This window comes from Pseudarthrobacter equi (assembly GCF_900105535.1).
GTDB classification, from domain to species: Bacteria; Actinomycetota; Actinomycetes; order Actinomycetales; family Micrococcaceae; genus Arthrobacter; species Arthrobacter equi.
Genome location: NZ_LT629779.1, coordinates 2,000,529 through 2,013,556, shown reverse-complemented (window position 1 = coordinate 2,013,556; position 13,028 = coordinate 2,000,529). Strand labels below are relative to the sequence as shown.

Genomic DNA, 13,028 nt, shown 5'->3' with positions numbered 1-13,028 from the left:
ATTCACTCCGCAGTCGACGGATCAGGTTCGGTGTCCGGCCGGTCCGCCTGCGGGACCTGCAGCGGCTGCATGGGCCGGGGTGTGCGGACCACCGGAATGGGCCCCGTATGGACCGCGCTGGCCTTGGGCACCGGCCCCCGCCAGCCGTGGATGGGCAGCTCGAACTTGCGGACCAGCCGGGCCGAGAAGGGCGTCTGGTGGGTGCGGGCCAGCCGCACGGGGGTTGCGGATTTGGTGACTTCAACCCTGGCACCCGGCGGAAGATCCACGGACCGGCGGCCGTCACACCACAGGACGCCCTGGGCTTCCGTGCGTCCCAGGACCTCGACCGCAAGCTTTGACCGGGGCGACACCACCAGGGGTTTGGCGAACAGGGCGTGGGCGCTGATGGGGACTATGACGAGTGCCTCCACCTCCGGCCATACCACCGGGCCGCCGGCAGAGAACGCATACGCGGTGGACCCCGTGGGGGTGGCCATCACGATGCCGTCCGAACCGAACGAGGTCAGCGGGCGTTCGTCCACTTCCGTGACCACCTCCAGCATCCGTTCCCGGTTGGCTTTCTCGATGGCGGCCTCGTTCAGCGCCCAGGTGTGCCAGATTTTCTGGCCCCGGACCCATACCTGGACATCGATGGTCATCCGCTCTTCCACTGTGTAATCGCGGCTTGCGATCCATTCCACCGTCTGGGCCAGGTCGGCACGCTCACTCTCAGCCAGGAAGCCCACATGGCCGAGGTTGACGCCGAGCAAGGGTACGTCCACTTCGCGGACCAGCTCGGCTGCGCGCAGGATGGTGCCGTCGCCGCCGAGGACCATCACCAGTTCCACGTCCGGCAGGCTCACATGGTCGTGGAGGACTTCGACGGGCTGGGCAAGGTGCCCGAAGAACCGCTCCATGTCGTCCAGTTCGGAGTCCTGCATGACGGGCACAATGCCCGAGGCATGCAGGAGCGCACAGGCCTCCCAGGCGGCCTTCAGCGATTCCTCGCGGCCGGTATGGGCAAGGACCAGTACACGCCTGCTCATCAGGTTCCGCTCTCTAGTGTTTCGGCCAGATTTGTCCGAGCAAGGCAGCTGCTGCCGCCTCCCGCTCTTCGATCTTAGGCAAGTCTTGGGTGATCCTGCGTCTTATCCACAGGAAGTATTCGACGTTTCCGTCCTGGCCCGTCAGCGGACTCACCGCCAGCCCGTGCAGGTCCAGCCCGGCGTCGAGCGCTGCCATGGCCACCTTATGCACCGCGAGCCGCCGTTCCCGTTCCGAGGTGACCACGCCGGTGCGGCCCAAACGGTCCTTGCCGATTTCGAACTGGGGTTTGACCATAAGCACCAGGTCTCCGCCCGGTTCCGTGCAACCGGCCAGGGCCTGCACCACCAGGGTGAGGGAGATGAAGGAGAGGTCCGCGACGGTCAGGGCGGCCGGGCCGCCGATGTCTTCCGGAGCCATGTACCTGACGTTCATGCCTTCGTGGACTGCGACGCGTGGATCGCTGCGGAGGTGGGGCACCAGTTGGCCATGCCCGACGTCGACAGCCACCACGTGTGCCGCGCCGCGCCGGAGCAGGACGTCGGTGAAGCCGCCGGTGGACGCGCCGGCGTCCAGGCACCGCTTTCCCTGAACCGTTATGCCAGGGAAAGCGTCGAGGGCGCCGGCCAGTTTATGGCCGGCGCGGCTGGCGTACGTGTCCTGGTCGTCATGTTCGACGGCAAGATCCCTGTCCTCGTCAACCTGCAAGGACGCCTTGGCGAGGACTTTGCCGTCAGAGCTGACCTTGCCTTCGGCGATAAGGGTGGCGGCGTGCGTCCGGGACCTGGCGAGGCCCCGGGCCACCAGGGCCTGGTCGAGGCGTACCGGCATCAGGCTCCGCCGTCCGTTGCGTCGGATGCGCCGGTTGCGCGGGGGCCAGGAGTCGGGGGCCCTGGTGTACGGGGTCCGGGGTCCCGGGGTCCGGCATCCCGTGGTGCAAGGCCTTGGGACTGCAGGTCCTGGGGCTCAATGTCCTGGGGCTTGGCGTTGAGGGCGTCCAGCAACTCATCATGAAGCCTGGCGTAGGCCTCTTCATGCTCTTCAACGGGAGTGGCGGGCAGGGCTTCCAACCCTGTCAGGGCTTGGGCCACCACGGCGTCAGGGATCGCAGCGGCGTCCAGCCCGGGCCAGTCCCGCGACGGCTGGGCTGATGATTCTTCAGGTCCGGTCAGCTCAGTCATCCGTTAAGTCTAGTGACCGAGCCAGGCCAGCTTGGGCGCCTGCGCCGTTGGTGCGTCCGGCGTCGCAGCCCACCACGCCGCGCAAGCGGCGCGCCACGCGTCAAGGCTGTCCTTACTGCCAATGACGCCCACTGCGCCGTTGGCGACGCGTGCCGTGGCATCGCCGCAGACGTACGTGCCGTCGTCGTGCGTCACCTCGGGGTACGGGCGGTACAGGTCGGACAGGGCGCCGATGATGTAATCCGGACGCTCGGCGGAGCGGGCGGCCAGGATCGTTTCCAGGGTGTCGACGCCGGTCAGCACGGCGACGGTGGCAAACCCGGCATTGTTGCCGCCGAGGATGTCCGTGTCCAGCCGGTCGCCCACTACCAGCGGGCGTTCGGCGCCGAGCCGCTTGGCGGCGGAATGGAACAGCGGCGCCTCCGGCTTGCCGGCCACGAGCGGCGTCCGGCCGGTGGCAGCGGTCACCGCCGCCACCAGCGTTCCGTTCCCTGGCGCGATTCCACGAGCCTGCGGGATGGACATGTCGGTGTTCGTCGCCACCCAGAGGGCCCCGGCGGACACCACGTAAGCAGCTTCGGCCAGGTCCTTCCAGCCGATGCCGGGGTTGAAGCCCTGGACCACTGCCACGGGTTCCTCGTCCTGCCCAAAGACCGGGGTGAGGCCCACGAGCTCGACTTCGCGGGCAAGCGCCGGACTTCCCGTGATGAGGACCTTCGAGCCTGGCGTCAGGCGTGAAGCGAGCAGGTCCGCGGCCGCCTGTGAAGAACTGACTACCTGCTCATCCTCAGCCGGCGCCCCGAGTTCCCTCAGGTGGGCTGCAACCTCGGCCGGGGACCGGGAGGCGTTGTTCGTGACGTAACCAAGACCCACGCCCACGCCGGCCAGCTGCTGCAGTGATTCCACGGCGCCCGGAATGGCATGCGGGCCGGCGTACACCACCCCGTCCAGGTCGGACAGGAGGGCGTCAAAGCGGGAAATCAGGGAAATGGCAGTCATTCGGTTCAGTCTTCCCGGCGGTCCTGGTTGGCAGCAGCGTCGTCGCCGGGCTCTTCACTGCCGGCTTCTTCGTTGCTGCTGTCTTCGTTGTCTTCGTTGTTGGGGTCCAGTTCGTCCTGCTCCACCGAATCCTCGTCCGACTCTGCGTCGTCAGAGGCGAAGTAATCCGCATCCTGGTCGTCCACGTTCTGGTCCACGGCGTTCTGGGCGTCGGCACTTTCTGCAGTGCCGTCGTCGGACGCGGAACCATCCTGGCTGCCGGCAGCTGCCGAAGCTGTTTCGGAGGCTTTGACGGCGTGTTCGGGGAGGCGCCGGCGCTCGGCCTCTTCGCGGGCCTCTTCCTCTTCATCCCAGCCGAGGTCGATGATGTCAGGCTCTTCGTCAACGCCCTGTCCCAGCGCGTTCTCTGCGACGACGGCCTGCTTGTTCCACTTGTCTGCCTCGTCGGTGCGTCCCACGGCGGAGAGCGCGCCGGCGTAGGCGCGGAACAGCCGGGGGCTGTAGGAGAAGGCACGGTTGATGTCCAGCTGCGGAATTTCCAGCTCGGCGACGGCGGCATCGAGCTGGTCCAGATCGGTCCTCGCGCCGGCGGCCACGATGGCCAATTCCACCTTGCCCGGAGCGTCCAGGTCCTGTGCTTCCTCGGAACGGGCAACATCCAGTGCCCGGTCCGGGCGGCCCAGGCCACGCTCGCAGTCAGCCATGACCGGCAGGTGGACGTTGGAGCCACTGATCCGCCGGTAGGTGCGGAACTCGCGCAGGGCTTCGCCGTAGTGGCCCGCGGCGTAGGCAGTCAGGCCGACAGCTTCGCGGACGGCACCGAGGCGGCCGCCACGGCGGCTCGCCGCAAGGGCGTGCTGGAAGGCCAGTTCCGCCTCATCGTCAATCAGGCGGCCGGCCATCACCAGATGGCGGGCAACCCACTCCGCGCTCTTGGGCTCCAGGGTCTTGATCTGGTGCTGAGTAGCGCGGTCCAGTTCCTTGCCTGTGACGTCCTCATCGATCTCGGGTGAGCGTTCGCGGTCGGGCCGGTTGGAGCTGCGGATATCGGCAGCGTTGTGTGTACGGGCAGGGCGCTCTTCCTGGCGGTCACGGCCGAAACCACGGCCGGAGTCGCCGCGGGAGTCACGGAACGAATCGCCACGCCCTGCTCCACGATCGGCTCCGCCGCGGGCGGGGCCACGGTCAGAACCGCGGTCAAAGCTGCGGGAGTCCCTGTCCTGGCGGTCACCGAAGGGCTTGCGGTTCTCGCCGCCGCCGAAGCTACGGCGGTCCGTGTCGCCGTCGCGACGGGGACGGTCGCTAAACGGCTTACGATCCCGATCACCGAAGGGACGGTTCTCACGGTCACCATAAGGTTTCCGCTCTCCGCCCCCGCTGAAGCCACGGCGATCCTGGTCACCGTCACGGCGCGGACGGTCGCCAAACGGCTTACGATCCCGATCACCGTAAGGCCGGTTCTCTCGATCGCCGGAAGGCTTGCGGTTCTCGCCGCCGCCGAAGCTGCGGCGGTCCGTGTCGCCGTCGCGACGGGGACGGTCACCGAACGGCTTACGATCCCGATCACCGAAGGGACGGTTCTCACGGTCACCATAAGGTTTCCGCTCTCCGCCCCCGCTGAAGCCACGGCGATCCTGGTCACCGTCACGGCGCGGACGGTCGCCAAACGGCTTACGATCCCGATCACCGTAAGGCCGGTTCTCTCGATCGCCGGAAGGCTTGCGGTTCTCGCCGCCGCCGAAGGTGCGGCGGTCCGTGTCGCCGTCGCGACGGGGACGGTCACCAAACGGCTTACGATCCCGATCACCGAAGGGACGGTTCTCACGGTCACCATAAGGTTTCCGCTCACCGTTACCAGACGAGCGTTCGTTGCTGTCGCGGTTTCCGCGACCCCGGAACCCACGCGGGTCACCGCCCGAGTTGTTGTTGCCCCGGAACGCTCCGCGGTCGTTTCCGCGGTTTCCTCCGCCGTGTTCGGCCATGATGGATTCCTCCTGTTGTGAGCCGACCACTGGCGCAAACTGCAGCCGCTCGTATAAGTGCTTCTTACTTACGCAACCCGAAACAAGCGCTTCCAGGTCCGTACATCTCCATCAATTCTAGGGGAGCCCGCATAATCGGCGATCCAGAGTTGGCCCCGGCGGCCGCATCGTGTGAATCTTCACACCGCTGCACGCCCGCAGCCGCCGCAATCCCCGCAACGCGCGCTCACTCGTGGTGGCTATTCGTCGGATGCGCGCTCACTAGTGGTGGCTGTTCGTCGGATGCGCGCTCACTTGTGGTGGCTGTCCCTGTGACGAGCGCTCATTCGTGGTGGTTCCCCTTCCGACGCGCGTTCAGCTGTAGTGAGCGGGGGTCAGGGTGGGAACCGCCAGAACTGAGCGGGGGTCCGGGTGGGAGCCGCCAGGAGTGAGCGGGGGTCCGGGTGGGTGCCGCCACGACTGAGCGGGGGTCCGGGTGGGTGCCGCCACGACTGAGCGGGGGTCCGGGTGGGTGCCGCCACGACTGAGCGTGGGTGTCCCTGGTGTGGTGTGTGGTGGTTAAAGTGGTAGGGCCCTGACATGGTGTGTGTCAGGGCCCTACTCAATGTTTGTCCGGCGGTGTCCTACTCTCCCACACCCTCCCGGGTGCAGTACCATCGGCGCTGTGGGTCTTAGCTTCCGGGTTCGGAATGGGACCGGGCGTTTCCCCCACGCTATGACCGCCGTAACCCTTCTACCCGTCACCAACCCCGCTGGGGTGGTGAGGGAAATTTGTGGTTACAACATGGTGGTGTTGTATTCAATTGTGGTTTGGTTCCGCCAACAAAGGGTTGTTGGTTGGGAACCACATAGTGGACGCAAGCAGAGTTATGTATTTATCTGTGTGGTGTAAGTTGTTGGCCTATTAGTACCGGTCAGCTTCACGAGTCGTTAGTCCTCGCTTCCACATCCGGCCTATCAACCCAGTGGTCTGGCTGGGGGCCTCTCACACAATAAAGTGTATGGAAATCTCATCTCGAAGCGAGCTTCCCGCTTAGATGCTTTCAGCGGTTATCCCATCCGAACGTAGCTAATCAGCGGTGCACTTGGCAGTACAACTGACACACCAGAGGTTCGTCCGTCCCGGTCCTCTCGTACTAAGGACAGCCCTTCTCAAATTTCCTGCGCGCGCAGCGGATAGGGACCGAACTGTCTCACGACGTTCTAAACCCAGCTCGCGTACCGCTTTAATGGGCGAACAGCCCAACCCTTGGGACCTACTCCAGCCCCAGGATGCGACGAGCCGACATCGAGGTGCCAAACCATGCCGTCGATATGGACTCTTGGGCAAGATCAGCCTGTTATCCCCGAGGTACCTTTTATCCGTTGAGCGACGGCCATTCCACAATGTACCGCCGGATCACTAGTCCCGACTTTCGTCCCTGCTCGAGATGTCTCTCTCACAGTCAAGCTCCCTTGTGCACTTACACTCGACACCTGATTGCCAACCAGGCTGAGGGAACCTTTGGGCGCCTCCGTTACTTTTTAGGAGGCAACCGCCCCAGTTAAACTACCCATCAGGCACTGTCCCTGACCCGGATTACGGGCCGAAGTTAGATGTCCAAAGTGACCAGAGTGGTATTTCAACGATGACTCCACCCGAACTGGCGTCCGGGCTTCAACGTCTCCCACCTATCCTACACAAGCCACTCCGAACACCAATACCAAACTATAGTAAAGGTCTCGGGGTCTTTCCGTCCTGCTGCGCGTAACGAGCATCTTTACTCGTACTGCAATTTCGCCGAGTTTATGGTTGAGACAGCGGGGAAGTCGTTACTCCATTCGTGCAGGTCGGAACTTACCCGACAAGGAATTTCGCTACCTTAGGATGGTTATAGTTACCACCGCCGTTTACTGGGGCTTAAATTCTCAGCTTCGCCTTGCGGCTAACCGGTCCTCTTAACCTTCCAGCACCGGGCAGGAGTCAGTCCGTATACATCGTCTTGCGACTTCGCACGGACCTGTGTTTTTAGTAAACAGTCGCTTCCCCCTGGTCTCTGCGGCCCCGATCCCCTCCACACCGCAAGGGTGTATCAAGGTTGGGGCCCCCCTTCTCCCGAAGTTACGGGGGCATTTTGCCGAGTTCCTTAACCATAATTCTCTCGATCGCCTTAGTATTCTCTACCTGATCACCTGTGTCGGTTTGGGGTACGGGCGGCTAAAACCTCGCGTCGATGCTTTTCTCGGCAGCATAGGATCACCAAATCCCCCCAAACGGGGGTCCCATCAGATCTCAGGCATCATGAGTGGCGGATTTGCCTACCACTCGCCCTACATCCTTAGACCGGGACAACCATCGCCCGGCTCGGCTACCTTCCTGCGTCACACCTGTTAATACGCTTGCCTCCCAGGATCAGGTCCTGCGCTCCACCAAAACCCTCACACCACAAGGGTGATCGGGCAGGTCTCGGGCAGTTAGTATCCCCTGTTCAACATGGGCGGTTTTTCGCCGGTACGGGAATATCAACCCGTTGTCCATCGACTACGCCTGTCGGCCTCGCCTTAGGTCCCGACTTACCCAGGGCAGATTAGCTTGACCCTGGAACCCTTGATCATTCGGCGGACGGGTTTCTCACCCGTCTTTCGCTACTCATGCCTGCATTCTCACTCGTGTAGGCTCCACCGCTGGTTTCCACCGCGACTTCACTGCCCACACGACGCTCCCCTACCCATCCAAACGCCTGAACCACAAGGGCTTAGCTAATATTTGAATGCCACAACTTCGGCGGTGTACTTGAGCCCCGCTACATTGTCGGCGCGGAATCACTTGACCAGTGAGCTATTACGCACTCTTTTAAGGGTGGCTGCTTCTAAGCCAACCTCCTGGTTGTCTTCGCAACTCCACATCCTTTCCCACTTAGCACACGCTTAGGGGCCTTAGTTGGTGGTCTGGGCTGTTTCCCTCTCGACTATGAAGCTTATCCCCCACAGTCTCACTGCTACGCTCTCACTTACCGGCATTCGGAGTTTGGCTGACGTCAGTAACCTTGTAGGGCCCATTAGCCATCCAGTAGCTCTACCTCCGGTAAGAAACACGCAACGCTGCACCTAAATGCATTTCGGGGAGAACCAGCTATCACGAAGTTTGATTGGCCTTTCACCCCTACCCACAGCTCATCCCCTCCATTTTCAACTGAAGTGGGTTCGGTCCTCCACGACGTCTTACCGTCGCTTCAACCTGGCCATGGGTAGATCACTTCGCTTCGGGTCTAGATCACGCCACTCAAACGCCCTATTCAGACTCGCTTTCGCTACGGCTGCCCCACACGGGTTAACCTCGCGACGTAACACTAACTCGCAGGCTCATTCTTCAAAAGGCACGCCGTCACAACTACTAAGGTTGCTCCGACGGATTGTAAGCACACGGTTTCAGGTACTGTTTCACTCCCCTCCCGGGGTACTTTTCACCTTTCCCTCACGGTACTGGTCCGCTATCGGTCATTAGGGAGTATTTAGGCTTATCAGGTGGTCCTGACAGATTCGCACGGGATTTCTCGGGCCCCGTACTACTTGGGATACATCAACAAGGCGGTGCAACGCATTACAGTTACGGGACTAACACCCTCTCTGGCCGGCCTTTCAAGACCGTTCACCTATACGCACACCCACACCCCGTCAGCCCGGCAGAACTGACACGTAATGTCCCACAACCCCGACCATGCAACGCCCGCCGGCTATCACACATGGAACGGTTTAGCCTGATCCGCGTTCGCTCGCCACTACTAACGGAATCACTATTGTTTTCTCTTCCTGCGGGTACTGAGATGTTTCACTTCCCCGCGTTCCCTCCACGCACCCTATGTGTTCAGATGCGGGTCACCAGGTAACTCGCGCTCCTGGCGGGGTTTCCCCATTCGGACACCCTGGGATCACAGTCCGGTTATCGACTCCCCCAGGCTTATCGCAGATTCCTACGTCCTTCTTCGGCTCCTAATGCCAAGGCATCCACCGTGTGCTCTTAAAAACTTGACCACAAAGATCAAAAACTAATTTTCGAGAGAACCACGAAAACTGTCCCGCACACCCAAAGGCGCACGAACCAGATCCAGGTTCATATTCTTGGAAATTGCTTCTTATACAAGATGCTCGCGTCCACTATGTAGTTCTCAAACAACAACCCCACACCACACACCCCACACACACAGTGCATGATCGGTGCAGCAGGGAAACCAGAAACAAAGTACCGACAAGAACCCCAAGGGCCCTCCCCGGTCCTGTTGCCTCAGGACCCAACAGTGTGCCAAACACTACCCAGCAGACCAAACCACCCACGTTCCAGGACAACCTCCGAAAAGATCAGTCCGTACTAGCAAACAGTCCGTGCCACCAGGCACCTATTCGTTGATATTCCACCCTTGAGCACCCGCCACGAAACATTCGTCCGTGCAACGGGCATTACTCCTGACAACCCCCACCACCAACAAGCGTCGGCATGAGCGGTTATAGGTGCTCCTTAGAAAGGAGGTGATCCAGCCGCACCTTCCGGTACGGCTACCTTGTTACGACTTAGTCCCAATCGCCAGTCCCACCTTCGACGGCTCCCCCCCAAAAGGGTTAGGCCACCGGCTTCGGGTGTTACCAACTTTCGTGACTTGACGGGCGGTGTGTACAAGGCCCGGGAACGTATTCACCGCAGCGTTGCTGATCTGCGATTACTAGCGACTCCGACTTCATGGGGTCGAGTTGCAGACCCCAATCCGAACTGAGACCGGCTTTTTGGGATTAGCTCCACCTCACAGTATCGCAACCCTTTGTACCGGCCATTGTAGCATGCGTGAAGCCCAAGACATAAGGGGCATGATGATTTGACGTCGTCCCCACCTTCCTCCGAGTTGACCCCGGCAGTCTCCTATGAGTCCCCACCATCACGTGCTGGCAACATAGAACGAGGGTTGCGCTCGTTGCGGGACTTAACCCAACATCTCACGACACGAGCTGACGACAACCATGCACCACCTGTAAACCGACCACAAGTGGGGCACCTGTTTCCAGGCGTTTCCGGTTCATGTCAAGCCTTGGTAAGGTTCTTCGCGTTGCATCGAATTAATCCGCATGCTCCGCCGCTTGTGCGGGCCCCCGTCAATTCCTTTGAGTTTTAGCCTTGCGGCCGTACTCCCCAGGCGGGGCACTTAATGCGTTAGCTACGGCGCGGAAAACGTGGAATGTCCCCCACACCTAGTGCCCAACGTTTACGGCATGGACTACCAGGGTATCTAATCCTGTTCGCTCCCCATGCTTTCGCTCCTCAGCGTCAGTTAATGCCCAGAGACCTGCCTTCGCCATCGGTGTTCCTCCTGATATCTGCGCATTTCACCGCTACACCAGGAATTCCAGTCTCCCCTACATCACTCTAGTCTGCCCGTACCCACCGCAGATCCGGAGTTGAGCCCCGGACTTTCACGGCAGACGCGACAAACCGCCTACGAGCTCTTTACGCCCAATAATTCCGGATAACGCTTGCGCCCTACGTATTACCGCGGCTGCTGGCACGTAGTTAGCCGGCGCTTCTTCTGCAGGTACCGTCACTTACGCTTCTTCCCTACTGAAAGAGGTTTACAACCCGAAGGCCGTCATCCCTCACGCGGCGTCGCTGCATCAGGCTTCCGCCCATTGTGCAATATTCCCCACTGCTGCCTCCCGTAGGAGTCTGGGCCGTGTCTCAGTCCCAGTGTGGCCGGTCACCCTCTCAGGCCGGCTACCCGTCGTCGCCTTGGTAGGCCATTACCCCACCAACAAGCTGATAGGCCGCGAGTCCATCCAAAACCGCAAAAGCTTTCCACCAACCACCATGCGATGGAAGGTCATATCCGGTATTAGACCCAGTTTCCCAGGCTTATCCCAGAGTCAAGGGCAGGTTACTCACGTGTTACTCACCCGTTCGCCACTAATCCCCCCACAAGTGAGGTTCATCGTTCGACTTGCATGTGTTAAGCACGCCGCCAGCGTTCATCCTGAGCCAGGATCAAACTCTCCGTTGAAGTAAAACAAAAACAGACACAACCAAGCACCACGGAAATAACGCGGAACCAGGCTGCACAAAATTTGAAACCAGCTAAAAACACCATGCACACCACGGGGTGGCGGCACAGCACAATCAACCAATTCAATAAAAAATTGGTATCAACAAACTTGGCACACTATTGAGTTCTCAAACAACAGACACATTCGAATATTCCCGAAACAATTCATTTAGCAATGAATATCTATTCCGTATTTCTTCGCTGCGATGTTTCAATCTTATTTCATTCAGTTTCACTTTTGCAAATCCGGTTGTTTTCCCGGAATTCACTCTGCGAAACTGAATCCGCCCAGCGAAAAGTGAAGCATTTCTTCGTTCCATGCACCGCATGGCCAAGAATCGCTTCTCAATATCGGTTGGGGGTTTGTCACCACTCAGCGGCGGCGACTCAGAAAACAATACACGCCCCTCCGTGGCCGCGCAAATCGGCTACAGAGAGGCGTGCAGGTGGTAGGTTTCGCTCCCCGCTTACGGGACCAGCACCTCGACTGTTGCCAGGTTCTTCTTTCCCCGGCGGAGCAGCAGGTACTGCCCGTGGAGGAGTTCTGATTCAGCAATGACCGTTTCCGGGTCCAGTACCTTTTCGTTGTTGACGTAGGCACCGCCCTCACCAACAGTGCGACGGGCTGCCGATTTGCTTTCCGACAGGCCGGATGCCACCAGCAGGTCCACAATTCCCAGCGCGTCCACCTGCACTGTGGCGGTGGGGAGTTCGGAAGTGGCTGCCTGCAGGGTCTGCTTGTCGAGGGCGGCAAGGTCACCGTTGCCGAAAAGGGCGGCGGATGCGGCAATGACCTTCTCCGTGGCCTCAACGCCGTGCACCAGCGAGGTCACTTCGAAGGCGAGCTTCCGCTGACCCTCACGGGCGAAAGGGCGCTCGGCAACGGACGTGGCAATATCCTCGATTTCCGCACGGGTGAGGAAGGTGAATACCTTGAGCCGGTCCACGACGTCGGCATCTGCGGTGTTGAGCCAGAACTGGTAGAAGGCGTAGGGGCTGCACATGCCGGCATCGAGCCAGATGGCGTTCCCTTCGCTCTTGCCGAATTTGGTTCCGTCGGAGTTGGTGATCAGCGGCGTTCCCAGGGCGTGGACGCTCTTGCCCTCCACCTTGCGGATGAGCTCGGTGCCGCTGGTCAGGTTGCCCCACTGGTCCGAACCGCCGGTCTGCAGCATGCAGGCGTAATCACGGAAGAGCTGCAGGTAGTCCATACCCTGGAGGATCTGGTAGCTGAACTCTGTGTAGCTGATGCCCTCGTCCGAGCTGAGGCGGGACGCAACGGCGTCCTTACGCAGCATGGTGCCTACGCGGAAGTGCTTGCCCACTTCGCGCAGGAAGTCGATGGCGCTCAGCGGCGCAGTCCAGTCCAGGTTGTTCACCATCCGGGCGGCGTTGTCCCCCTCGAAGCTGAGGAAACGCCGGACCTGGGCCTGAAGGTACCCGACCCATTCCGCCACGGTGTCCTTGGTGTTCAGCGTCCGCTCCGCCGTCGGACGGGGATCGCCGATCATGCCCGTGGAACCGCCCACCAGGCCGAGGGGTTTGTGGCCGGCCAGCTGCAGCCGCCGCATGACCAACAGCTGGACCAGGTTGCCAAGGTGCAGGCTGGGTGCGGTGGGGTCGAAGCCGCAATAGTACGTGACCGGTCCGCCGGCGAGAAGCTTCTCAAGCTCGGCTTCGTCGGTGGAGACGTGGACGAGTCCACGCCACTTCAGCTCCTGCCAAACGTTGGCGAAGGTGGGGTCGTTCTGTTGCGTTTCGAGGCTGTTGATGTCTGGCAC

At 61.0% G+C, this 13,028-nt stretch carries 7 protein-coding genes and 3 rRNA genes; 1 reads left to right on the top strand and 9 read right to left on the bottom strand.

Annotation, left to right across the window (positions count from 1 at the left end):
- Window positions 1-2: 2 nt before the first annotated feature.
- From BLT71_RS09080 to BLT71_RS20770, 5 genes are read right to left on the bottom strand one after another with little or no spacing between them, the layout of a single operon-like run.
- Entirely contained in the window at window positions 3-1,028 is a 1,026-nt protein-coding gene (locus BLT71_RS09080) for an NAD kinase (protein ID WP_091719405.1), read from the bottom strand.
- A gap of 13 nt (window positions 1,029-1,041) precedes the next feature.
- Window positions 1,042-1,857, bottom strand: coding sequence for a TlyA family RNA methyltransferase (locus BLT71_RS09075; RefSeq protein WP_091719403.1), 816 nt, complete (start codon window positions 1,855-1,857; stop codon window positions 1,042-1,044).
- Complete coding sequence (locus BLT71_RS20775; RefSeq protein ID WP_231994492.1) at window positions 1,857-2,207, bottom strand: hypothetical protein; 351 nt, start codon at window positions 2,205-2,207, stop codon at window positions 1,857-1,859. Before BLT71_RS20775 ends, BLT71_RS09075 begins: the two co-directional genes overlap by 1 nt.
- A gap of 9 nt (window positions 2,208-2,216) precedes the next feature.
- The gene (locus tag BLT71_RS09065) at window positions 2,217-3,206 is read right to left on the bottom strand and encodes an HAD-IIA family hydrolase (RefSeq protein ID WP_091719401.1); all 990 of its coding nucleotides are present in this window, start codon (window positions 3,204-3,206) and stop codon (window positions 2,217-2,219) included.
- Between the two features lie 5 nt (window positions 3,207-3,211).
- A complete protein-coding gene (locus tag BLT71_RS20770; protein WP_231994491.1) occupies window positions 3,212-4,108 on the bottom strand; it encodes a tetratricopeptide repeat protein in 897 nt (298 codons plus the stop codon).
- A gap of 156 nt (window positions 4,109-4,264) precedes the next feature.
- Between BLT71_RS20770 and BLT71_RS20765 the strand changes: the two genes are divergently transcribed.
- Complete coding sequence (locus tag BLT71_RS20765; RefSeq protein WP_231994490.1) at window positions 4,265-5,209, top strand: hypothetical protein; 945 nt, start codon at window positions 4,265-4,267, stop codon at window positions 5,207-5,209.
- Window positions 5,210-5,798: 589 nt separating this feature from the next.
- On the opposite strand, the gene rrf is transcribed toward BLT71_RS20765, so the two are convergent.
- From rrf to tyrS, 4 genes are all read right to left on the bottom strand, one after another.
- Window positions 5,799-5,915, bottom strand: a 5S ribosomal RNA gene (rrf, locus tag BLT71_RS09055).
- Window positions 5,916-6,071: 156 nt separating this feature from the next.
- Window positions 6,072-9,199: ribosomal RNA gene (locus BLT71_RS09050) — 23S ribosomal RNA — on the bottom strand.
- A gap of 485 nt (window positions 9,200-9,684) precedes the next feature.
- A 16S ribosomal RNA gene (locus BLT71_RS09045) occupies window positions 9,685-11,205 on the bottom strand.
- The 16S, 23S and 5S rRNA genes sit together here, the layout of an rRNA operon.
- Window positions 11,206-11,714: 509 nt before the next feature.
- The gene (gene tyrS / locus BLT71_RS09040; RefSeq protein ID WP_091719399.1) at window positions 11,715-13,028 is read right to left on the bottom strand and encodes a tyrosine--tRNA ligase; all 1,314 of its coding nucleotides are present in this window, start codon (window positions 13,026-13,028) and stop codon (window positions 11,715-11,717) included.